Genomic DNA, 22,132 nt, shown 5'->3' with positions numbered 1-22,132 from the left:
TTCGCCTGCGAACCCGAGTTCGGCTGCACGTTCGCGGCTTCCGCGCCGAACAGCTGCTTCACGCGGTCGATCGCCAGCTGCTCGACCACGTCGACGTATTCACAGCCGCCGTAGTAACGCTTGCCCGGGTAACCTTCCGCATACTTGTTCGTGAGCTGCGAGCCCTGTGCGGCCATCACGGCCGGGCTCGTGTAGTTTTCCGACGCGATCAGCTCGATGTGATCTTCCTGGCGGCGGTTTTCCTGCTCGATCGCTGCAAAGATTTCGGGATCGACGTTCGCGATGGTGCTTTGGGCTCTGTCAAACATACGGTTTCCGTTAAGTGTGTACAGGTTGACCGGGGTGGCCGAGTACATTGCGCTGCTGGCGGAACCAGCTCGACGTGGCGGAAGAATCCGTATGACGCGAGACAGGACAGCCACCGGCGATGCACGCAACGGCGCACAACGGCTGCCCAGGCGAACGGCAAAAACGGCGCCCCGCGCTTCACGGTGGGATGCTCCACCTTGAACCCGAAGGGTTCTATCGCCAGTCACGCAGGGGTGATGAGCGCGTTAGTGTATTGGATGCGTCATGAATAGGCAACCGCACGGCAGCGGCCCCGAAACAATAAGGGCCAGACTCTACGCACCCGCCCCGACACGCTTTGGCGCCTTGCCGCGGTGCGGCAATCTCAGTAGGCTTGCGGGATACTATCCGCCACTTTGTTACCGACCAGGAGCAGCAATGATCGTGTTCGTCACAGGCGCGTCCGCCGGCTTCGGCGCCGCCATCGCCCGTGCCTTCGTCAAGGGCGGCCACCGCGTCGTCGCAACCGCGCGCCGCAAGGATCGTCTCGATGCGCTCGCGGCCGAACTCGGCGACGCGCTGCTGCCGCTGGAGCTCGACGTACGCGACCGCGCAGCCGTCGAAGCCGTGCCGGCCGCCCTTCCCGCCGAATTCGCCGCACTCGACGTGCTCGTCAACAACGCCGGTCTCGCGCTCGGCGTCGAGCCGGCCCACAAGGCCAGCCTCGACGAGTGGCAGACCATGATCGACACGAACTGCTCGGGCCTCGTGACCGTCACGCACGCGTTGCTGCCCGGGATGATCGCGCGAGGCCGCGGCCACATCTTCAACCTCGGTTCGGTCGCCGGCACCTATCCGTATCCGGGCGGGAACGTATACGGCGCAACCAAGGCTTTTGTCCGACAATTCAGCCTGAACCTGCGCGCCGACCTGATCGGCACCCCGTTGCGCGTAACCGACATCGAGCCGGGCCTGTGCGGCGGCACGGAATTCTCGAACATCCGCTTCCGCGGCGACGATGCAAAGGCGGCGAACGTCTACCAGAACGTCCAGCCGCTCACGGCCGAGGACATCGCCGACACGATCTACTGGATCGCGACGCGCCCCGCGCACGTCAACATCAACACGATCGAAATGATGCCGGTCGCCCAGGCTCCGGCCGGCCTCACGATCCATCGCGGCTGATACGCCGGGCACAGCCGCGGGCCCGCCTCCGGCCGGCCTGCGGCGTGCTACCGCATACTACATTCCGTTACGAATCGGTTACGAATCCGGCTCCGGCCTTCCGGTAAAATGCGCGCCATGACTCAGCCTACCCGCTCCCCGGACGCGCCCTCCGGCTTCACCTGGCCGGTACGCGTGTACTACGAGGATACCGACGCAGGCGGCATCGTCTTCTATGCCAACTACCTGAAATTCTTCGAGCGCGCCCGCACCGAATGGCTGCGCGCGTGCGGCATCGACCAGCGTCGGCTCGCAGACGATACGGACGCGATCTTCATCGTCCGCAGCACGTCGCTCGACTACCGCGCGCCGGCGCGACTCGACGACGCACTGACGATCACGAGCCGGCCCGGACGCATCGGCCGCGCATCGGTGGAATTCACACAGGAAGCCTGGCGTGGCGACACGCTGCTCGTCGCCGGACACATCCGCCTCGGCTGCGTGGACCGAACCGGCATCCGGCCCGCGGCGATCCCGCCGGCCGTGCTCGACGTGCTGCAACGCGGGCCCGTCATCGACGCCGGGCAAACTGTATTGTCAACGAAGCTCGCATGAGCACCGTTTAGACAAAGCCTATGAACTTGCCTTCCTGAATCGATACTAAGCAAGGTTCGGCGCCAGGCCTGACCGGCGCGCCGCACCGCACGCATACCGTGCGCCCTCGCCGGGCACCCCCGAAGGGACGTTACTCAAACCTCTATGAACACAACTCAAGACCTGTCGATCATTTCCCTCGTCCTCAACGCGAGCGTGCTGGCCCAGGCCGTGATGGGGCTGCTGTTGCTGCTGTCGCTGATGTCGTGGACCTTCATTTTCCGCAAGTGGTTCGCGATCCGCCGCGCACGCGCGCAGACCGAACGCTTCGAAAGGGATTTCTGGTCGGGCGGCGACTTGCAGGCGCTGTATCAGAGCGCGGCCAACAACCGCCACACGATCGGCGCGCTCGAGCGGATCTTCGAATCGGGGATGCGTGAATTCCTGAAGGCAAAGGAAAAGCGGATCAGCGACCCGGGCCTCGTGCTCGACGGTGCGCGCCGCGCGATGCGCGCATCGTTCCAGCGCGAAATGGACGTGCTCGAAGCGAACCTCGCGTTCCTCGCGTCGGTCGGCTCGGTCAGCCCGTACATCGGTCTGTTCGGCACCGTGTGGGGGATCATGAACTCGTTCCGCGGCCTCGCGAACGTGCAGCAGGCCACGCTCGCGAACGTCGCACCGGGCATCGCCGAGGCGCTCGTCGCCACCGCGATCGGCCTGTTCGCCGCGATTCCGGCGGTGGTCGCGTACAACCGCTACGCGCACGACATCGACCGCCTCGCGATCCGCTTCGAGACCTTCATCGAAGAGTTCTCGAACATCCTGCAGCGTCAGGCCCAGTAAGGAGCACGCCATGGCAGGAAGTCCCATTCGATCCAGCATGCGCGGCGGCCGCTCGCGTCGCGCGATGGCCGACATCAACGTCGTGCCGTATATCGACGTGATGCTGGTGCTGCTCGTGATCTTCATGGTCACGGCACCGCTCGTGGCCCCGTCGATCATCAATCTGCCGACCGTCGGCAATGCAGCGCCGCAGGAACAGACGCCGCCCGTCGTCGTCAACATCAAGGCCGACCGCACGATGAGCGTCAAGTACAAGGGCGACGCCGGCGCGACGCAGGAAGACACGATGACCAAGGCCGAGCTCGACAGCTTCATCTCGGCCCGGCAGGCCGATCATCCCGACCAGCCGGTCGTGATCGCGGCCGACAAGACCGTGCAGTACGATGCAGTCATGACCGTGATGTCGGATCTGAAGGCGCGCGGCGTCAAGCGCGTCGGCCTCCTCGTCAAATCGCAATGAACCGGCAGCAATCCACGCGCAGCAACGCCTACCCGTCTCAGCCCCCTCGCGAGCGCGGCACCTGGCGCGCGTTCGCGCTCGCCGCGCTGATGCACGTGCTGCTCGCGCTGTTCCTCTATCACGGCGTGCAGTGGCAAAACAGCACGCCGGCCGGCGCCGAAGCCGAGCTGTGGACCGAGGTGCCCGACGTCCCCGCACCGCGGCCCGTCGTCACGCCCACGCCGCCCGCGAAGCTCGCACCGCCCCCTCCCCCGGTCCGTGACGAGCAGGCGGACATTGCACTGCAGCAGAAGAAACGGCAACAGGAAGCGGCCGCGCGCGAAGCGCTGCTCGAACAGCAGCGCCGCGCGCAGCAGTTGAAAACGCAGCAAGAGGAAGCCCGGCGCGAGCAGCTCGCAGCCCAGCAGGCCGCCGCGCTCGCCGCGCAAAAGGCCGCCGAGCGCGAAAAGCAGAAGCAGGCGGACAAGCTCAAGCAACAGCAGCTCGTGGAGCAGCAGAAGCTCGAACAGCAGAAGCTTCAGCAGCAGAAACTGCAGCAGCAGAAGCAGGCGCAGCTGGAAGCCCAGCAGGCGGCGAAGGCCAAGGCCGACGCGGCCGCGAAGGCAAAGGCGGACGCCCAGGCCAAGGCAAAGGCCGAAGCGGCTGCGCGCGCGAAGGCCGATGCAGCAGCAACAGCGAAGCTCGACCGGGAACGGAATGCGCGGCTTGCGCAGATGCAGGGCCTGGCGGGTGCCGGCGAAGGCGGCGGCCAAGGGCTCGCGAAAAGTGGCACTGGTACGGGTTCCGGCGGCAATGCCGCGTCGCCCGGCTATGCCGACAAGGTGCGCCGGCGCGTGAAGCCGAACATCGTCTGGGGTGGCGAGCGCGCGGGGCTCACGACGATCGTCAAGATCCGCTGTACGCCCTCGGGCGACCTGTTGAGCGTATCGGTCTCGCGGCCGAGCGGCAATTCGGGGTGGGATCAAGCGGTCGTCAATGCAATCCAGGCGTCGGTCCCGTTACCGCCCGATACTGACGGTCATACCCCGTCCAGTATTACGATTACCTTCAAGGCGGCGGAGTGAGCGGAAATGCGCTTACACTCCGTGCGTCGCTGCCGGACGGGAACGAATCGGGTATTTTTACTGTCTCTGCGGTTGCGCAGCGATCCAAGTCACATGGGAAGCAAGAAGCATGAGTTTGATGACGAAACTAGGTTTCAGGGCACTCGTGGCCTCGTGTCTGATTGCGGCCGGCGGCGCCGCTAACGCGCAGGTCAACGTGCTGATCACCGGCGTCGGTTCGACCCAGTTCCCCATCGCCACCGCGAACTTCGCGAACGAGGCCGGCCTGCCGCAGCAGGTCACGTCGATCGTCCGCGCGGACCTCGCGCGCAGCGGCAAATTCACCAATATCGACGCAGGTAGCACGCCCGTGCCCGAGACCGCTTCGGTCGATCTCGGCGCGTGGAAGGCCAAGGGCGCGAACGCGTTCGTCGCCGGCAGCGTGAACCGCGAAGCGAACGGCCAGTACAAGGTGAACTTCATCCTGTACGACACCGTGAAGCAGCAAAGCCTCGGCGGCCTGTCGCTGACGGCGAACGACACCACGCTGCGCACGGCCGGCCACAAGATCGCCGACTACATCTACCAGAAGCTGCTCGGCGTGCGCGGCGTGTTCGCCACGCGCCTGTCGTACGTGATCAAGACCGGCAACCGCTACCAGTTGCAGATTTCGGATTCGGACGGCCAGAACGCGCGCATCGCGCTGTCGAGCACCGAGCCGATCATCTCGCCGGCGTGGTCGCCGAGCGGAACGAAGGTCGCGTACGTGTCGTTCGAGCGCAAGAAGCCGATCGTCTACATCCATGACCTGCCGACCGGCCGCCGCTACATGGTCTCGGACCAGAAGGGCAACAACAGCGCCCCGGCGTGGTCGCCGGACAGCAACACGCTGGCCGTCGCACTGTCGCTGACGGGCAATACGCAAATCTATACGGTCAATGCGAACGGCGGCGGTCTGCGCCGGCTCACGCAGAGCAGCTCGATCGACACCGAGCCGTTCTACTCGCCGGACGGCCGCTGGATCTATTTCACGAGCGATCGCGGCGGTGCGCCGCAGATCTACCGGATGCCCGCGCAAGGCGAAAGCGCCGGCTCGGCACAACGCGTGACCTTCACCGGCAGCTACAACACCAGTCCGCGCATCAGCCCGGACGGCAAGCTGCTTGCCTACATCTCCCGCACGGGTGGGGGGTTCAAGCTGTACGTTCAGGATCTGCAAACCGGCGCGGCGAACGCCATCACGAATACCAATCGCGACGAATCGCCGAGCTTCGCGGCAAACGGCCAGTACCTTCTCTACGCTACCCAGTCGGGTGGTCGCAACGTGCTGGCAGCAGTGCCCTCCGACGGCAGCGCGCCGCCGCAGATCCTGTCCGTCCAGGGCGGCTCCGTTCGTGAGCCGTCGTGGGGGCCCTTCATGCAATGACCACAAGGAGAGTAACCATGATGTCGAATAAAGCTCGTCTGGCCCTGGCCGTGATGATGATCAGCGCGCTCGCAGCGTGCAAGTCGGGCGTGAAGCTCGACGACAAGGCCAATGCGGGCGCGATGAGCACGCAGCCGAGCGCCGACAACGTCGCGCAAGTGAACGTCGATCCGCTGAACGACCCGAACAGCCCGCTCGCGAAGCGCAGCATCTACTTCGACTTCGACAGCTATTCGGTGAAGGACGAGTACCAGCCGCTGATGCAGCAGCACGCTCAGTACCTGAAGAGCCACCCGCAGCGTCACGTGCTGATCCAGGGCAACACCGACGAACGCGGCACGAGCGAGTACAACCTCGCGCTGGGCCAGAAGCGTGCGGAAGCCGTCCGTCGCGCGATGGCACTGCTCGGCGTGAACGATTCGCAAATGGAAGCCGTGAGCCTCGGCAAGGAAAAGCCGCAGGCAACGGGTCACGACGAAGCATCGTGGGCGCAGAACCGTCGCGCCGACCTCGTCTACCAACAGTAAGTAACGGAAGAATCGCCGTATGACGCACCGTGTATCCCTGCTGCGCGTTGCCGCAGCATTCTGCGTCGCCGGCGCGGCGTGGTCGGCCGCGCCGGCGCACGCCGGCGTGTTCGACGACAACGAAGCGCGCCGCGCCGTGCTCGACCTGCGCAGCAAGACCGACAACCTGGCCAGTCAGTTGTCGGCCGCCCAGCGTACGATCCTCGATCAATCCGGCCGTCTCGACCAGCTCAACCAGCAGGTCGCGACGCTGCGCGGCGAGAACGAGGATCTGACGAACCGGCTGACGACGCTCGAACGGCAGCAGAAGGAGTACTACCAGGATCTCGACACGCGACTCAAGAAGTTCGAGCCGCAACAGGCGACGATCGATGGTGTCGAAGGCACCGTGCAGCCGGGTGAAACGGATGCGCTCAGCGCGGCGCAGCAGCAGTTCCGCAACGGCAACTTCAAGGCGGCCGCGGCATCGTTCCGCAGCTTCATCGCGAAGTATCCGCAGAGCCCGTACCAGCCGACCGCGCAGTACTGGCTCGGCAATGCGCAATACGCGCTGCGCGACTACCGCGGCTCGACTGCGACGTGGCAAGCGATCGTGAGCAAGTATCCGCAGCATCCGCGCGCGGCCGACGCGCTCGTCGCAATCGGGACGAACCAGCTCGAGCAAGGCCAGAAGGCGGCCGCGAAGAAGACGTTCGAGCAGGTCGTGTCGCAGTACGCCGGGTCGAACGCTGCGCAGACGGCGCAGGGCAAGATCGAGAGCATCAAATGATTATCGCGGCGGGTTGTTGACAGACTCGCAATCCGTCGCTATAATTTTTTGCTCTTTAGGTCGCTGCGAGAGTTGTTAGCGCAACGGACTAACAGGTTTCAAGAACGTGGGGTGGTAACTCAGTTGGTTAGAGTATCTGACTTTTAATCAGAGAGTCGAGGGTTCGAGTCCCTCCCACCCTACCAACTATCTTTGATAGTGCAATTAAAGCCTCCCAAGCGGAGGCTTTTTTGCGTCTGCTTCCTGCCGTGTTCGGCTCGGCATCTCGATGATGCTCGCGCCGATTTCGACTCAGTCGTCCGGACGGGGAGCCTGCGGTTCGCCGGTGCATGCGGGTTGGCGCGATACGGGCGGCCCACGACGCCGCGACGAATACGAACGGCGGCTACCGCATCACACGACGATCGCGCTTGCAGCCTTACGTGCCGCGTTGCGCACGCCGCCAGCGCCCCGGCGTCGTGCCGAGCACCGCGCGAAACGCCTTGCCGAACGCCGCCTCCGACTGATAGCCGACCGCCTGCCCGATTTCCGCTTGCCCGCGCTGCGTGTCCTGCAGCAGCGCGCACGCATGCATCATCCGGATCTGCGCGACGAACGCGCCAACGCTCATCCCTGCCTTCTCGCGGAAATGCCGCGCATAGGTCGCGCGCGACATCGCGGATGCCGCGCCGAGCGATTCGACCGTCCACGGCTTCGCCGGCGTTTGCAGCACGGCCTGGACCGACGGGCCGAGCCGCGCATCGGCAGCGAGCGCGAGCCAGCCGGCCGGCACGCGCGCATCGCGGCCGTACGCGCGCAATGCATAGGCGAGCAGCGCCTGTCCGAGCGCGTTCACGATGGCGCGCCCGCCCGGCTGCGCATTCGATGCCTCCGCGCGCAGCACGCTCGTCAGCAGTTGCAGCGACGCCAGCCCCGACGCCTCGCGCAGCCCGACGTGCAGCACGCGCGGTAGCGTGCGCATCAGCAATTCACCGGCGCCGCGTGCATAGACGAAGCGCCCGCAGAGCAGGTCGACACCCGCCTCGCCCGCATCCGCGGGATCGCGGTTCGACTTGACCGGCAGCACCGCTCCACTGGCCTCGCCCACTTCGCGCAGCGACGCGACCGACCTGGCGCGGCCACCGTCCGCATCCGACAAATCGTGCGCGTCGCCCGCCGGCAGCAGCACGAAGTCGCCGTCGGCCAGCCGCAGCGTGCGCCCGTCGGCCGTGCGCAACCGGCACGTTCCGGACAGCAACAGATGAAACGCCGCCTCGCCGGGCGGCAACGGGTCGTGCGGCATCGCGAACGGGCCGTCGAGCAGGCAGCGCACGTCGAGCTCGACATGGCTGCGGCCCAGCGACAACAGTTGACTCAACGCGTCCATGAGACGTTTGCGCTAAAAATTGACACTCTAACGTATCGAAACCCTCAGCGCGAACGATCAGAATAAGTCCTGCATCGCCCGAGATCGCGGCATCCGCCGCCTGACCCACCTCTTCTCGAAAGGACGCATCATGCTGAACTGGAACGAATACCGGAAGGAACTCTCGACCCGCATCGGCGATATCGCCAAACTGTCGCCCGACACGCTGGCCGGCTACAAGGCGCTGTCCGGCGCCGGTGCCAAGACGGGCCATCTCGACGCGAAGACACGCGAACTGATCGCGCTCGCGGTGGCCGTCACGACGCGCTGCGACGGCTGTATCGCGGTGCACACGGCCGAAGCCGCGAAGCATGGCGCGACCAAGGAGGAAGTGGCAGAAGCACTCGGCGTCGCGATCGCGCTGAACGCGGGTGCGGCGCTCGTCTACTCGGCCCGCGTGATGGACGCGCTCGGCGAGTGACGCGCGCATGAAGGGTGCGGCGCCCGCCGCATCCTTTACCGACGATCGGCCGGCACTGCCGGCCAACCGACGGGCGCGCCGCGGTCGCGTAAGCGGTGTCGCGAAGTCGGCTACCATGCGCGAAGACTCATCGCGGAGGAGCGCCCCATGTGCCGCTGGCTCGCCTATACGGGTAATCCGATTCATCTCGAGACCGTACTGTTTCGCGCGAAGCATTCGCTGATCGACCAGAGCCTGCATTCGGAGCTGGGCGCCACGACCACCAATGGCGACGGGTTCGGCATCGGCTGGTACGGCCACCCCGACGAACTGCCGTTCCGCTACCGCTCAGTGCATCCCGCATGGAACGACCGCAACCTGCGCGAAGCCGCGCGTGCGATCCGCTCGCGGATGTTCATCGCGCACATTCGCGCGGCGACCGATACGCCTGTCCAGGAAACCAACTGCCACCCGTTCCGCCACGGCCGATGGCTCTTCGCGCACAACGGGCTGATCCGCGATTTCCACAAGCTGCGCCGCGACCTGACGATGAAGGTCGACCCGGCGCTGTTCCCGACGCTCGAAGGCTCGACCGACTCCGAACTGATGTTTCGACTCGCACTGACCTACGGCCTCGAGCAAACGCCGTTGGCTGCGCTCGAGCGGATGGTCGGCATGGTCGAGGAAACCGCCGCGCGGTATCGCGTCGCCGAGCCGCTCAACATGACGATCTGCACGACGGACGGTGACCGGATCATCGCGGTGCGCTACTCGAGCGAACGGCAATCGCGCTCGCTGTTCCACAGCACGTCGTTCAAGCACCTGCACGAACTCTATCCGCACAATCCGCGCATCGCCGAAGCGGGCGACGACGCGTTCATGGTCGTCTCGGAACCGCTCGTCGACCTGCGCGGGGCATGGGAGGAAGTGCCGGAAAGCACGGCGATCGTCGCGCATGGGGCGGATGTGCAGCAGCGGCCGTTTAATCCGCGGCATAAGTAGGCCGAAGCGGTACTTCAGGTATCAGCGTCGATGCGCGGAATGCATCTAGATAGAACCGGTTTCGACGAGTAACCCGGCAAGCGCAGCAACGGTCGCAGCGGCATCAAGACCATGGCGGTAAAGCAAAAACATGTCAGTTTTAAATCGCGATATAAATGTCTGATTCGCACCCAACGAATCGAGCATGATATAGTTGCCATCGATTTTAACCGGCGCCAAAAACTCATCACATTCTGCCTCGAGCCCCGCCTGCTGTTTCTTTGCTGCGGTCCGCGCAAATGTTTGCGTGCGACAGCATGTCTGACGAATCACACGCGAGAGGACGGGACGTCGTGATACGCCGCACACAACAGGTGCAGGGTGGGTCCCGCGGCATAGAGAATTAATAGTCTTGCAATGCAAACCGCCCGGCTGGTGCATGCGTCGCCGCCAAGGAATGCCCAAGAATACGCGGGCATGTCCGCCGGGCCTGCACGATTTTTTCTTGATATTCTTCGCCCTGCATCAATCGAGGGCAACGTACACGAACGAGAGCAAGGCAGGATTCGCTGCCATTAACATATAAAAGAGGCTACATGATATTGGTTACAGGTGGTGCCGGGTTTATCGGCGCCAACTTTGTGCTGGACTGGCTGCGTCAATCGGACGAATCGGTACTGAACGTCGACAAACTGACCTATGCGGGCAATCTCGGAACGTTAAAATCGCTGCACGGAAACGCGAAGCACGTGTTCGCGCAAGCAGACATTTGTGACCGCGCGGCGCTCGACGCGCTGTTCGCCGAATACAAGCCTCGCGCGGTCCTGCATTTCGCTGCGGAAAGCCACGTCGATCGCTCGATTCACGGGCCGGCGGATTTCGTGCAAACCAACGTCGTCGGCACGTTCACGCTGCTCGAAGCGGCGCGCCAGTACTGGAATACGCTGCCTGAAGCGGACAAGGCCGCATTCCGTTTCCTGCACGTTTCCACCGACGAAGTATTCGGTTCGCTGTCGGCCACCGATCCGCAGTTCTCCGAAACGACCCCGTACGCGCCGAACAGTCCCTATTCGGCCACCAAGGCCGGTTCGGACCATCTCGTGCGTGCCTATCAGCATACGTACGGCCTGCCGACGCTGACCACGAACTGCTCGAACAACTACGGCCCGTACCAGTTCCCTGAGAAGCTGATCCCGCTGATGATCGCCAACGCGCTCGCCGGCAAGCCGCTGCCGGTGTACGGCGACGGCCAGAACGTGCGTGACTGGCTGTATGTCGGCGACCACTGCAGCGCGATTCGCGAGGTGCTCGCTCGCGGCCAGACCGGCGAAACGTACAACGTTGGCGGCTGGAACGAGAAGAAGAACCTTGAAGTCGTGCATACGCTGTGCGACCTGCTCGACGAGCTGCGGCCGAAACAGGCCGGCTCGTATCGCGACCAGATTACCTACGTGACGGATCGTCCCGGCCACGATCGTCGTTATGCGATCGATGCGCGCAAGCTCGAGCGCGAGCTCGGCTGGAAGCCCGCCGAAACGTTCGAAACGGGCCTCGCGAAAACGGTGCGCTGGTACCTGGACAACCAGGAATGGGTCGACGAAGTCGCTTCGGGCGACTACCGCAAGTGGGTCGCAACGAACTACGCGCAACGCGCGTAAGGGCAACGGACATGGCACGCAAGGGCATTATTCTCGCCGGCGGGTCCGGCACCCGGCTGTATCCGATCACGCACGCCGTGTCGAAGCAGCTGCTGCCGGTGTACGACAAGCCGATGATCTATTACCCGCTGTCGACGCTGATGGTCGCGGGCATCCGCGACGTGCTGATCATCTCGACGCCGCAGGACACGCCGCGCTTCGAATCGATGCTCGGCGACGGCAGCCAGTGGGGGATGAACATCCAGTACGCAGTGCAGCCGTCGCCTGACGGTCTCGCGCAGGCGTTCGTGATCGGCAAGGATTTCGTCGGCAACGATCCGTCGGCGCTGATCCTCGGCGACAACATCTTCTACGGTCACGATCTGGCGAAACAGCTCGAGCGTGCGGACGCACAGGACACGGGCGCGACGGTGTTCGCGTATCACGTGCACGATCCGGAGCGTTACGGCGTCGTCGAGTTCGACGACGAATTCCGCGCGCTGTCGATCGAAGAGAAGCCGGCAAAACCGCGTTCGAACTACGCCGTCACCGGTCTCTACTTCTACGACAACCGCGTGTGCGACATCGCGGCCGACATCAAGCCGTCGCCGCGCGGCGAGTTCGAAATCACCGACGTGAATTCGCGCTATCTTGCAGACGGCGCGCTGAACGTCGAGATCATGGGACGCGGCTATGCATGGCTCGACACCGGCACGCACGATTCGCTGATCGAGGCGGCAAGCTTCATCGCGACGCTGCAGAAGCGGCAAGGCCTGGTCGTCGCCTGCCCCGAAGAAATCGCGTTCCGCAAGCGCTGGATCGATGCGGAGCAAGTGCAGAAGCTCGCGCAGCCGCTGTCGAAAAACGGCTACGGTAAATATTTGCTGAACATTCTTACGGATCAGGTTGCATGGCCATCACGGTAACTGCTACGGCACTCCCCGAAGTCAAGATCGTCGAGCCGAAGGTATTCGGCGACGCGCGCGGCTACTTCTACGAGAGCTTCAACGGCCGCGAATTCGCGGAACTCGTCGAAACCGGCGTCGAGTTCGTGCAGGACAACCATTCGCGCTCGGCGAAAGGCGTGCTGCGCGGGCTGCACTATCAGATCGAACACGCGCAGGGCAAACTCGTGCGCGTGGTCGAAGGCGAGGTGTTCGACGTCGCGGTCGACATCCGGCGCAGCTCCCCGAACTTCGGCAAGTGGATCGGCGTGACGCTGTCCGCCGACAACCACCGCCAGCTCTGGGTGCCGCCCGGCTTCGCGCACGGCTTCGTGGTGCTGTCCGAGTCCGCGCAATTCCTGTACAAGACGACCGACTACTGGTTCCCGGAGCACGAACGCAGCCTGCTGTGGAACGATCCGGAGATCGGCATTCAATGGCCGTTCGACGGCGAGCCGGTGCTGGCGGCGAAGGATGCAGCGGGCAAGCGACTCGTCGAAGCCGAGTGCTACGCATGAGCGGCGCCATGCAATCCCCCGAACAGCGGACCATCCTGCTCACCGGCATCAACGGTCAGGTCGGGTTCGAGCTCGCGCGCAGCCTGCAGGGTCTCGGCAAGGTCGTCGCACTGGATCGCAGCCGGCTCGACCTGTCGAATCTCGATCAGGTGCGCGACGTCGTGCGCGAAGTCAAGCCGGACCTGATCGTCAACCCGGCCGCCTATACGGCCGTGGACCAGGCGCAGAACGACGTCGCGCTGGCCACGCGGCTGAATGCGGAAGCACCCGCCGTGCTCGCGGAAGAAGCGAAGCGCATCGGCGCGGCGCTGATTCATTACTCGACGGACTACGTGTTTGCCGGCACGAAGAACGGCCCGTACGTCGAGGATGACCCCGTCGATCCGCAAAACGTCTACGGCGAGACCAAGCTGGCGGGCGAACAGGCGATCGCGGCATCGGGATGCGCGCACCTGATCTTCCGCACGAGCTGGGTGTACGGCACGCGCGGCAAGAACTTCCTGCTGACCATGCTGCGCCTGGGCGCCGAGCGCGACGAGCTGAAGATCGTCGCCGACCAGATCGGCGCACCCACGTGGTCCAAGACGATCGCCGCACTGAGCGCGAACGTCGCCGCGCAGGCCATCGGTGCAGGCGCGGCCGGCCGGGACGAATGGTGGCGCACGCATTCCGGCATCTATCACCTGTGCGCGGGCGGCTCGACGTCGTGGCACGGATTCGCGGAAGCGATCTTCCGTCTGTCGAATCTCCCGAAGAAGCCGTCGGTGGCACCGATTCCCGCCAGCGCTTATCCGACGCCCGCGGCACGTCCGGCCAATTCCCGCATGTCGAATGCGAAACTAGCCGAGCACTTCGGCCTCGGCGCACCGGATTGGGAAACCGCGCTCGAACTCTGCATGAAAGAGATTTAAAGCGCACCGCCAGCCGTTTCTCGCTGAATCGCGGCTGGCGGATTATTTCGCATTATTATGGAATGCATATTCCGGCCATTCCGGTTGTAGCGTCGTCCATCCCGGAAATATCCGCGCACAGCATTTCTATTCAAATGCGCGGCACGCCGCAACGTTCAGCACCCGTGCGCCATCCCGCCAGCAATCGGCAAAAAATACCCGATCCAGCATCCGACCGCCCCCTTTTGATGCAAAATATTCCTCATTTCATGCGATCACGTATCAAACATGTGTTCGGCGAGCGCCATTCGCACGACTGGCCGGAAGCAATAACGAGATATTGATTAGAACTGTTTACATCCCCGCGCCGATCCGCCCCTTCAATCGAAGCTGCGCTACCATACCGCGTCCGACCGGTCCGCAAATTTCGAGACGTTCTAGGGTGAAACATAGTTTTCGAGATAAAATCGCGGGTCGCGTCCATGTCCAAAGCTGGCGGGCATGGTCAATCTCCCCCTCTCATCTGCCGTACAACCCCCGGGCCGCCTTGCTTTTCGCATGCAATAACAGGGAAATCACGCAGTCAGCCAGTAAGAAAGATACAAGCACATGAGCAAATGCGTCGCTTTAGTCGGATTGGCGTTTCGATTTCCTGGAACAGATAGTCGTCACTACTGGAACGACCTGCTCAACGGCAAGGACTGCGTCACCGAAGTCGAAGCCGGCAGATGGTCGAAAGACGCTTATCTGCATCCGGCCAAGGAACATCCGGGTACCGCCTACACGTTCGCCGCAGGTTCGATCGGCGACGTCTCCGGTTTCGATGCGGATTTCTTCGGCATTTCGCCACGCGAAGCCGCTCTGATGGATCCGCAGCAACGACTGTTGCTGGAACTCGGCTGGGAAAGCATCGAAAGCGCCGGCATCAAGCCTTCGTCGCTGCGCGGCAGTGACTGCGGCGTGTTCGTCGGCATCGCCAGCGCGGATTATTCGTACCGGATGGCGGACGACCTCGCGACGGTCGATGCGTCCATGGCGACCGGCAATACGGCCAGCATCGCGGCCAACCGCCTGTCCTACGTCTTCGACCTGCGTGGCCCGAGCCTGGCCATCGATACCGCGTGCTCGTCGGCGATGGTGGCCTTCCACCTCGCCTGCCGCGCGATCGCCAACGGCGAGATCAGCCATGCGATCGCGGGCGGCGTCAGCCTGCACCTGCATCCGTACGGCTTCATCACGTTCTCGAAGGCGTCGATGCTGTCGCCCAACGGGCGCTGCAAGACATTCGACGCATCCGGCGACGGCTACGTGCGCTCGGAAGGCGGCGGCTTGTTCCTGCTGAAGGACTACGACCAGGCCGTCGCCGATGGCGACCGCATCCTCGCCGTCGTGGCCGGCACCGCGGTGAACACCGATGGCCGCAAGTCGGGCCTGACCGTGCCGAGCGTGGACGCCCAGACCGCGCTGATGCGCCAGGTCTACGAGCAGGCCGGCATTCCGCCGAGCGCGATCGACTATCTGGAAGCCCACGGCACCGGCACGCCGGTGGGCGATCCGATCGAAACCCGCGCGATCGGGCAAGCGCTCGGCCAGTGCCGCGCCGCCGATGCGCCGCTGCCTATCGGGTCGGTCAAGAGCAACCTCGGCCACCTCGAAGCGGCATCCGGCGTCGCCGGGCTCGTCAAGGCGATCTACAGCCTGCAGCATCGCGTGGTACCGGGCACGATCGGCATCAAGGAATTCAATCCGAACATCCGCTTCGACGACTGGAACATCGAAGTCCTGACCAAGCCGTATCCGCTGCGCGAAACCGGCACACTGACCATCGGCGTCAACTCGTTCGGCTTCGGCGGCGCCAACGCGCACGTGATCCTGCAGACGCCCGCCGAAGCGGCCAACACGCCGGATACGCGCGCGACGGCAACGGCCGCCGTGCCGATGATCGTCACCGGCCGCAGCACCGCGGCGCTGCAGGCCAACGCCCACAAGCTCGCCGATACGCTGCGCGGCCCGGGCGCACCGGCGCTGTACGACGTCGCGCATGAAGCTGCACTGCGTCGCGACTGGCACGAAAAGCGTGCGGTCGTGTTCGGCACCGACAGCGAGCACGTCGCGCAGCTGCTCGAGCAACTCGGCACCGACGATGCGGCGAACCCGTCGATCCACGAAGGCGTCGGCGTGCGCGACGCGCAAGGCCCGGTCTTCGTGTATTCCGGCAACGGCTCGCAATGGGCGGGAATGGGCAGCAAGCTGCTCGCGCATCCGGTCTTCAAGCAGACGATCGTCGAAATCGATCGCGTGTTCGCCGAACTTGCCGACTGGTCGCTCAACGCGTTGTTCGAGCGCGACGCGCAGGACGGCGTCTACGAGCGCACCGAAATCGCGCAGCCCGCGCTGTTCGCGCTGCAGGTCGGCGTGACGCGCATGCTCGCCGAGCAAGGCGTGCGGCCCACCGCCGTCATCGGACACAGCGTCGGCGAAGTCGCCGCCGCCTGGGCGTGCGGCGCGCTCTCGCTCGCCGATGCCGTCGCGGTCATCTATCACCGCAGCCAGCAGCAGGGGCTCACGAAGGGCAAGGGACGCATGGCGGCAGTCGGTATCGACGGCGTCGCCACCGCCGCGCTGCTCGACGAGCTCGGCCTGCAGGACGCGCTGTGCGTCGCCGGCTACAACAGCGCCAAGGGCGCCACTCTGGCCGGCGCACCGCACGCGCTGGAGCAGGTCGGCCGGGTGCTCGCCGAGCGCCGCGTGTTCTACAAGCAGCTCGACCTCGATTACGCGTTCCACAGCAGTGCGATGGATCCGATCGAAGCCCCGCTCAAGCAGGCGCTGGCCCATATCCGGCCGCAGCGCGCGAGCGTGCCGTTCTTCTCGACCGTGGCCGGCGCCGAACTCGACGGCACCGTGCTCGATGCCGACTACTGGTGGCGCAACATTCGCGTGCCGGTGCGCTTCGAGCAGGCGCTCGACAGCCTCGTCACGCAAGGCAGCAACGTGCTGATCGAAGTCGGCCCGGCGCCCGTGCTGCGCAACTACGTCAACGAGACGCTCAAGCAGCACGGCAAGACCGGCCACTGCATCCCGACCGGCCGCCGCACCGACGACGCACCCGAACGCGTGCAGGCAGCCGTCGCGCAGACGCTGATCAGCGGTGTGCCGATCGACTGGACGCGATTCTTCCCGAGCGACGCGGCACGCACCAAACTGCCTTCGTACGCGTGGCAACGCGAGCGCTACTGGCACCCGGTCACTACCGAGTCGCTGAACCAGCTCGGCCGCCGCCGCGTTCATCCGCTGCTCGGCTATAAGATGACCCAGCAGACCCAGCCTGCATGGGAAAACCAGCTCGATACGCTACTTCAGCCGTGGCTCGCCGACCACGTGGTCGGCCACGCGACCGTCTTCCCGGGCTCCGGCTTCGCGGAAATCGCGCTCGCCGCCGCGCTTCAATGGCACCCCGGCGACCACGCGGACGTCGAGGAACTGGAGATTCATGCGCCGCTGCTGCTGTCGGCCACGCCGAGCAAGATCACCCGGCTGTCGCTCGACGAAGGCGACGGCCGCTTCAGGCTGCGCAGCAAGCAGGTCGGCAGCACCGATCCGTGGACCGTGCACGCCAGCGGCCGCCTGCTGTCGGGCGCAAACGCGCAGCAACTGGCCGAAACCGCGCCTGCGCTGCCCGAGCGCGAGCCTGACTTCACGGGCGCCACGCACCTCGAGCTGACACGCGCGGCCGAACTCGACTACGGCCCGGCCTTCCAGGCCGTGTCGCACGGCTGGATCGAATCGCCGCAAAGCGTGGTGGCCGTACTGCACGCGCCGCAAGCGCTGGCGGACAGCCTGCCCCACAGCCTGCTGCACCCTGCCCTGCTCGACTGCACGTTCCAGCTCATCATCCAGATGCTGAAGGACGATCCGTCGCTGGGACACGGCATCGCGTTCGTGCCGACCCGCATCGGCCGGCTGCGCTGGCGCGCCGGGCAAGGCACGCCGCACCGCGTGCGTGCGCGCCTGCTGAAGCGGGCGCCACATTCGCTCACCGCCGAATTCGCGATCTTCGACGAACACGGGCAGCAGATCGCGGCAGTCAGCGAAGCGCGCTTTCGCAGCGTGCGCCTGGCAAAGGCGCACGGCGAACCGCTCGCTTTCCTCGATTACGCCGCCACGCCGAGCCCGCATCCGCAGAGCCGGCAACCCGCGAACACCGCGCTGCGACGCAACGCGCTGCAGCCCGCGCTGCGCGCGACGGTCCGCTCCATCGCGACCGACGGCCTGCTCGAACGCTATGCGCATGAAGTCGATCCGCTGCTGGAAACGTTGTGCGACCGCTATGCCGCACAAGCGCTACTGACGCTGTCGACCGACGGTCGGCTGGACGCCGCCGCGCTCACCGCTTGTCGCGATGCCGCGCCGCACGCCGCCCCGCTGCTCGACTGGGCGCTCGGCCGCAGCGCGCACCGGCTGCCGGATTCGCAGGACTGGCAGATCGATGTGCCGCAAGACGACGGCGCCAGCACCGGCGACATCTGGAACAGCCTGCTGCGCGAATACCCCGACTACTTCACGCTGGTTCATGCAACCGGCCGAGTCGGCCTGCACCTGCCCGCCCTGCTGACTGGCGCGGCCGCGTGGGCAAACGTGTGCCCCCGCGACGTCACGCCCGTGGAGCTCGCGCACTACGTGCTGGGCGACGAGGCGAGCCAGCGGCTGTCCGACACGCTGAGCGCGCACCTCGAGAAGGCGCTGGTCGCGCGCGCGCCCGACCAGCGCGTCGGCATTCTGGAAATCGGCGCCGGCGCATCGCGCGTGGCCGCTGACCTGTGCCGCCATCTCGATTTCGCGGTTGCCGACTTCAGCTACGCAAGCTCCGAAGATGCCGCGCTCGAACACGCGGAACGCTTGCGCGAGCATTGCCCCGAATTGTCGGTCCAGCGGATCGACGCCAGCGCGGCAAGCCCGAACCGCGACGCCGATCTGATCGTCTTCCATTGCGACTTCGGCAACCTGGACGCGGCCCGGCTGGCGCTGCAATACGGCGCGAACCGCCTCAAGCCCGGCGGCACGCTGCTGCTGTGGGGCACGCAACCGGCCGCGTGGATGGACTTCATCTTCGGCGGCAACGCCGCGTGGTGGGCCAAGCGCACCGACGGCACGCCGGTCTCGCCGCAACGCACGGCCGCTCACTGGCAAACCGAGCTGGCACAACTCGGCCTGGAATGTGACGAGCCGCTGGAACTCGCGCCGGAAAGCGCGTGCGGCCCGTATCTGCTCGCCGCCGGCTTGCCCGTCGAAGCGGCCGCCGTCGCGCAGCCGCAACCGCCTCAAGGCGGCTGGCTGATTCTCGCGGATGCGCATACGGCCGGCGAATCCGGCCCCGCACGCAAGCTTGCCGATCATCTGTCGAGCCGCCGCCGCTTGCCGGTGCGCGTGGAGACAGACGTCACACCCGAGCACCTGGATGCGGCACTCCAGCGCGCGCAAGCCGAACTCGGCGAGATTCGTGGCATCGTGCATCTCGCGGGCCTCGCCTACGGCGCGAACCTCGCCGACGGCGACGATCCGCAACACCTGCTGCAGGCCCAGGTGCAGCGCTGCGCGCTGGCCGCCGGGCTCGCGTCGGCATGTGAGCGCGCGGGCCTGAAGACCACGCTGTGGCTGCTGACGGCCGGCGCCGCGCCGTTCCTGCCGAGCGCGCCGACCAGCCGCTACGCGACGCTGAACGACGCTTCGCTGTGGCTGTACGGCCGCACGATGATCAACGAGGCCGCCGGATTCGACGTTCGCCTCGTCGATCTGCCGCAAGCCGAGCCGGTGCCGCTCGAAGCGCTCGCACGCGAACTGCTCTGGCCGGACGGCGAACAGGAAGTCGCGCTGGGCGCGTCGGGTGAACGCTATGCGCCGCGCCTGCGCAAGAATCCGCGCCCGCATTCCGCGGCGCCGGCGACACCCGCGACCGATACCGCGACCGCACTGCGCCTCGGCTTCGAGGTGCCCGGCCAGCTACGCAACCTGCGCTGGGAAGCGCATACGCTGCCCGACGTACGCGAGGACGAGCTGCAAATCCGCGTCGAAGCCACCGGCCTGAATTTCCGTGACGTGATGTACACGCTCGGCCTGCTGTCCGACGAGGCGATCGAAAACGGCTTTGCCGGACCGACGCTCGGGCTCGAGTTCTCGGGCGTCGTCGAGCGCGTCGGCCGCAAGGTCACCGGATACAAGCCGGGCGACGCCGTCGTCGGCTTCGGGCCGGCCAGCTTCGGCAACCGCGTCGTCACCCAGCCGAGCGCGCTGTCGCACATTCCGCGCAGCCTGTCGTTCGAGGCGGCGGCCACCATTCCCAGCACGTTCTTCACCGTCTACTACGCGTTCCATCACCTGGCCCGGCTCGAGCCCGGCGAGCGCGTGCTGATCCACGGCGCGGCCGGCGGTGTAGGCATCGCCGCGATCCAGTTTGCGCAGTGGATCGGCGCGGAGATTCACGCGAGCGCGGGCTCGGACGAGAAGCGCGACTTCCTGCGAATGATGGGCGTGAAGCACATCTACGATTCGCGCTCGCTCGAGTTCGCCGACGATATCCTCGCCGCGACCGATGGCGAGGGCGTCGACGTCGTGCTCAACTCGCTCGCGGGCGAAGCCATCAACCGCAACCTGCGCGCGCTCAAGCCGTTCGGGCGCTTCCTGGAACTTGGCAAACGCGACTTCTACGAGAACACCCGCATCGGCCTGCGTCCGTTCCGGAACAACATCAGCTACTTCGGCATCGACGCCGACCAGTTGATGTCGAAGCGGCCGGATCTGACGCGACGCCTGTACGGCGAGATGATGGCGCTCTTCGAGGAGGGCGTGCTTCGTCCGCTCCCTTATCACGCCTTCGACGCCAACGATATCGTTGGCGCGTTCCGCCATATGCAACAGGCGCGCCAGATCGGCAAGATCGTCGTTACCTATCGTCGCGGCCTGCAGGCAAGCACGGCGGCGCACACCGCCGCGCCCGCGGACGAACTGCGTTTGCGCGACGATGCCAGCTACCTCGTCACCGGCGGCCTGTCCGGCTTCGGCCTGCGCACTGCGCAATGGCTGGCCGACAAGGGCGCGCGCCATCTCGTGCTCGTGAGCCGGAGCGGCCCCGCGTCGGACGAGGCACAGGAAGCGATCGCCGCACTGCGCGAACGCGGCGTGGACGTGCATGCCGCCGCGTGCGACGTCACCGATCGCGCGGCGCTCGCCGCGCTGCTCGCGCACGTCGACGCGCACATGCCACCGCTGCGCGGCATCGTGCATGCCGCGATGGTGATCGACGACGGGCTCGTGCGCGGCGCAACGGCTGAGCAAATCGAACGCGTGATGGCGCCCAAGATCGTCGGCGCACTGCATCTCGACGAGCTCACCCGTGCGCGACCGCTCGACTTCTTCGTGTTCCATTCGTCGGGCACCACGCTGTTCGGCAACCCGGGACAGTCGAACTATGTGGCCGCAAACGGCTGGCTCGAAGCGCTGGCCCGACAGCGGCGCGCACGCGGGTTGCCTGCAACCAGCCCGCGCTGGGGCGCCATTGCCGACGCCGGCTTCCTCGCGCGTAACCAGAAGGTCAAGGACGCGCTGCAAAACCGCATGGGCGGCAGCGCCCTGCCCGCCGCGACGGCGCTCGATGCGCTGGAAGTCATGCTGCTGGGCAACGTCGGCGACCTGGGTGTGCTCGAACTGGACTGGCGCGCTCTGTCGCGCTTCCTGCCCAGCGCACAGACGCCCAAGTTCGCGTGGGTCGCGCGCGATGCCGCGACTGCCCACCAGGATGACGACGGCAGCGACGATGTCGCCGAGCTGCTGGCGACGCTGAACGACGACGAGCTTCACCCGGCCGTGATCGACATGATCAAGCATGAAGTCAGCGAGATCCTGCGCGTGCCCGCCGACAAGATCGATCCCGATCGTTCGGTGTACGACATGGGCCTCGATTCGCTGATGGGCGTCGAGCTGGTGGTCGCGCTCGAGAGCCGCTTCGGCGTGCGGCTGCCGGTCATGGCGCTCTCCGAGAGCCCCACCATGACCAAGCTTGCCACGCGGCTGATCGAAGTGCTGCGCGGCGACGAACCGGTCGAGCCCGACACGGTCGCGCAACAGGTCGCGCATGTCGTGGCCCAGCACACCGAGGACGTGTCCAGCGAAGCGATCGCGGAGTTCGCCGACGAAATCAAGGCCGCACAACAGGCCGGCCACAAGCCGCAACGCATGATCCGATAAGC

The 22,132-nt window shown here is 65.6% G+C and carries 17 protein-coding genes, 1 tRNA gene, 1 pseudogene and 1 riboswitch; of the genes and pseudogenes, 17 read left to right on the top strand and 2 right to left on the bottom strand.

The features are described 5' to 3' along the window. A pseudogene (gene glyA, locus DIE15_RS22135) lies at nucleotides 1–308 on the bottom strand (serine hydroxymethyltransferase); the annotation flags it as partial. Nucleotides 309–445: 137 nt separating this feature from the next. Beyond that, nucleotides 446–546, bottom strand: a riboswitch (ZMP/ZTP riboswitch). Between the two features lie 180 nt (nucleotides 547–726). Between glyA and DIE15_RS22125 the strand changes: the two are divergent. The 9 genes from DIE15_RS22125 to DIE15_RS22085 all read left to right on the top strand — a co-directional run bounded on the left by DIE15_RS22125 (nucleotide 727) and on the right by DIE15_RS22085 (nucleotide 7,299). Next, entirely contained in the window at nucleotides 727–1,473 is a 747-nt protein-coding gene (locus DIE15_RS22125; protein ID WP_124834348.1) for an SDR family NAD(P)-dependent oxidoreductase, read from the top strand. A 108-nt stretch (nucleotides 1,474–1,581) separates the two neighbouring features. Continuing rightward, nucleotides 1,582–2,067: a tol-pal system-associated acyl-CoA thioesterase gene (ybgC, locus tag DIE15_RS22120; RefSeq protein ID WP_057926177.1), complete on the top strand. Its 486-nt coding sequence runs from the start codon at nucleotides 1,582–1,584 to the stop codon at nucleotides 2,065–2,067. A 144-nt stretch (nucleotides 2,068–2,211) separates the two neighbouring features. Continuing rightward, complete coding sequence (gene tolQ, locus DIE15_RS22115) at nucleotides 2,212–2,889, top strand: protein TolQ (protein WP_057926178.1); 678 nt, start codon at nucleotides 2,212–2,214, stop codon at nucleotides 2,887–2,889. 10 nt (nucleotides 2,890–2,899) lie between these two features. Then, the gene (gene tolR / locus DIE15_RS22110; RefSeq protein ID WP_057926179.1) at nucleotides 2,900–3,349 is read left to right on the top strand and encodes a protein TolR; all 450 of its coding nucleotides are present in this window, start codon (nucleotides 2,900–2,902) and stop codon (nucleotides 3,347–3,349) included. Then, on the top strand, nucleotides 3,346–4,413 hold the full coding sequence (gene tolA, locus DIE15_RS22105) for a cell envelope integrity protein TolA (RefSeq protein WP_124834347.1): 1,068 nt from the start codon (nucleotides 3,346–3,348) through the stop codon (nucleotides 4,411–4,413). The genes tolR and tolA overlap by 4 nt, the downstream gene beginning before the upstream one ends. A gap of 109 nt (nucleotides 4,414–4,522) precedes the next feature. Then, complete coding sequence (tolB, locus tag DIE15_RS22100; RefSeq protein ID WP_057926181.1) at nucleotides 4,523–5,818, top strand: Tol-Pal system beta propeller repeat protein TolB; 1,296 nt, start codon at nucleotides 4,523–4,525, stop codon at nucleotides 5,816–5,818. A 17-nt stretch (nucleotides 5,819–5,835) separates the two neighbouring features. Further along, on the top strand, nucleotides 5,836–6,345 hold the full coding sequence (pal, locus tag DIE15_RS22095; protein WP_057926182.1) for a peptidoglycan-associated lipoprotein Pal: 510 nt from the start codon (nucleotides 5,836–5,838) through the stop codon (nucleotides 6,343–6,345). 19 nt (nucleotides 6,346–6,364) lie between these two features. After that, nucleotides 6,365–7,114: a tol-pal system protein YbgF gene (gene ybgF, locus DIE15_RS22090; RefSeq protein WP_124834346.1), complete on the top strand. Its 750-nt coding sequence runs from the start codon at nucleotides 6,365–6,367 to the stop codon at nucleotides 7,112–7,114. A 108-nt stretch (nucleotides 7,115–7,222) separates the two neighbouring features. Next, nucleotides 7,223–7,299, top strand: a tRNA-Lys gene (locus DIE15_RS22085). A 233-nt stretch (nucleotides 7,300–7,532) separates the two neighbouring features. On the opposite strand, the gene DIE15_RS22080 is transcribed toward DIE15_RS22085, so the two are convergent. After that, entirely contained in the window at nucleotides 7,533–8,480 is a 948-nt protein-coding gene (locus DIE15_RS22080; RefSeq protein WP_124834345.1) for an AraC family transcriptional regulator, read from the bottom strand. Between the two features lie 130 nt (nucleotides 8,481–8,610). Between DIE15_RS22080 and DIE15_RS22075 the strand changes: the two genes are divergently transcribed. The 8 genes from DIE15_RS22075 (at nucleotide 8,611) to DIE15_RS22040 (ending at nucleotide 22,130) form a co-directional block, all read left to right on the top strand. Then, nucleotides 8,611–8,940, top strand: a complete 330-nt coding sequence (locus DIE15_RS22075) for a carboxymuconolactone decarboxylase family protein (RefSeq protein WP_057926191.1) — start codon at nucleotides 8,611–8,613, stop codon at nucleotides 8,938–8,940. Nucleotides 8,941–9,087: 147 nt separating this feature from the next. Beyond that, nucleotides 9,088–9,921: a class II glutamine amidotransferase gene (locus DIE15_RS22070; RefSeq protein WP_057926192.1), complete on the top strand. Its 834-nt coding sequence runs from the start codon at nucleotides 9,088–9,090 to the stop codon at nucleotides 9,919–9,921. Between the two features lie 575 nt (nucleotides 9,922–10,496). After that, nucleotides 10,497–11,558: a dTDP-glucose 4,6-dehydratase gene (gene rfbB / locus DIE15_RS22065; RefSeq protein ID WP_057926193.1), complete on the top strand. Its 1,062-nt coding sequence runs from the start codon at nucleotides 10,497–10,499 to the stop codon at nucleotides 11,556–11,558. A gap of 11 nt (nucleotides 11,559–11,569) precedes the next feature. Beyond that, complete coding sequence (rfbA, locus tag DIE15_RS22060; protein WP_057926194.1) at nucleotides 11,570–12,463, top strand: glucose-1-phosphate thymidylyltransferase RfbA; 894 nt, start codon at nucleotides 11,570–11,572, stop codon at nucleotides 12,461–12,463. After that, entirely contained in the window at nucleotides 12,448–12,999 is a 552-nt protein-coding gene (rfbC, locus tag DIE15_RS22055; protein WP_057926195.1) for a dTDP-4-dehydrorhamnose 3,5-epimerase, read from the top strand. Before rfbA ends, rfbC begins: the two co-directional genes overlap by 16 nt. 8 nt (nucleotides 13,000–13,007) lie before the next feature. Further along, on the top strand, nucleotides 13,008–13,910 hold the full coding sequence (rfbD, locus tag DIE15_RS22050) for a dTDP-4-dehydrorhamnose reductase (protein WP_124834344.1): 903 nt from the start codon (nucleotides 13,008–13,010) through the stop codon (nucleotides 13,908–13,910). After that, complete coding sequence (locus DIE15_RS22045; RefSeq protein WP_124834343.1) at nucleotides 13,871–14,233, top strand: hypothetical protein; 363 nt, start codon at nucleotides 13,871–13,873, stop codon at nucleotides 14,231–14,233. Before rfbD ends, DIE15_RS22045 begins: the two co-directional genes overlap by 40 nt. A gap of 265 nt (nucleotides 14,234–14,498) precedes the next feature. Beyond that, a complete protein-coding gene (locus tag DIE15_RS22040) occupies nucleotides 14,499–22,130 on the top strand; it encodes a type I polyketide synthase (RefSeq protein WP_124834342.1) in 7,632 nt (2,543 codons plus the stop codon). The last annotated feature ends 2 nt before the right edge of the window (nucleotides 22,131–22,132 follow it).

Source organism: Burkholderia sp. Bp9031, from assembly GCF_003857965.1.
Classification (GTDB): Bacteria; Pseudomonadota; Gammaproteobacteria; order Burkholderiales; family Burkholderiaceae; genus Burkholderia; species Burkholderia ambifaria_A.
The sequence above is the reverse complement of the archived record's forward strand: the minus strand, read 5'-3'. Positions and strand labels throughout refer to the sequence as shown.

What these genes read in the sequence shown, in the direction of transcription:
- DIE15_RS22125 (WP_124834348.1), top strand. Translation starts at nt 727, where the DNA reads ATGATCGTGTTCGTCACAGGCGCGTCCGCCGGCTTCGGCGCCGCCATC.
- ybgC (WP_057926177.1), top strand. Translation starts at nt 1,582, where the DNA reads ATGCGCGCCATGACTCAGCCTACCCGCTCCCCGGACGCGCCCTCCGGC.
- tolQ (WP_057926178.1), top strand. Translation starts at nt 2,212, where the DNA reads ATGAACACAACTCAAGACCTGTCGATCATTTCCCTCGTCCTCAACGCG.
- tolR (WP_057926179.1), top strand. Translation starts at nt 2,900, where the DNA reads ATGGCAGGAAGTCCCATTCGATCCAGCATGCGCGGCGGCCGCTCGCGT.
- tolA (WP_124834347.1), top strand. Translation starts at nt 3,346, where the DNA reads ATGAACCGGCAGCAATCCACGCGCAGCAACGCCTACCCGTCTCAGCCC.
- tolB (WP_057926181.1), top strand. Translation starts at nt 4,523, where the DNA reads ATGAGTTTGATGACGAAACTAGGTTTCAGGGCACTCGTGGCCTCGTGT.
- pal (WP_057926182.1), top strand. Translation starts at nt 5,836, where the DNA reads ATGATGTCGAATAAAGCTCGTCTGGCCCTGGCCGTGATGATGATCAGC.
- ybgF (WP_124834346.1), top strand. Translation starts at nt 6,365, where the DNA reads ATGACGCACCGTGTATCCCTGCTGCGCGTTGCCGCAGCATTCTGCGTC.
- DIE15_RS22080 (WP_124834345.1), bottom strand. Translation starts at nt 8,480, where the DNA reads ATGGACGCGTTGAGTCAACTGTTGTCGCTGGGCCGCAGCCATGTCGAG.
- DIE15_RS22075 (WP_057926191.1), top strand. Translation starts at nt 8,611, where the DNA reads ATGCTGAACTGGAACGAATACCGGAAGGAACTCTCGACCCGCATCGGC.
- DIE15_RS22070 (WP_057926192.1), top strand. Translation starts at nt 9,088, where the DNA reads ATGTGCCGCTGGCTCGCCTATACGGGTAATCCGATTCATCTCGAGACC.
- rfbB (WP_057926193.1), top strand. Translation starts at nt 10,497, where the DNA reads ATGATATTGGTTACAGGTGGTGCCGGGTTTATCGGCGCCAACTTTGTG.
- rfbA (WP_057926194.1), top strand. Translation starts at nt 11,570, where the DNA reads ATGGCACGCAAGGGCATTATTCTCGCCGGCGGGTCCGGCACCCGGCTG.
- rfbC (WP_057926195.1), top strand. Translation starts at nt 12,448, where the DNA reads ATGGCCATCACGGTAACTGCTACGGCACTCCCCGAAGTCAAGATCGTC.
- rfbD (WP_124834344.1), top strand. Translation starts at nt 13,008, where the DNA reads ATGCAATCCCCCGAACAGCGGACCATCCTGCTCACCGGCATCAACGGT.
- DIE15_RS22040 (WP_124834342.1), top strand. Translation starts at nt 14,499, where the DNA reads ATGAGCAAATGCGTCGCTTTAGTCGGATTGGCGTTTCGATTTCCTGGA.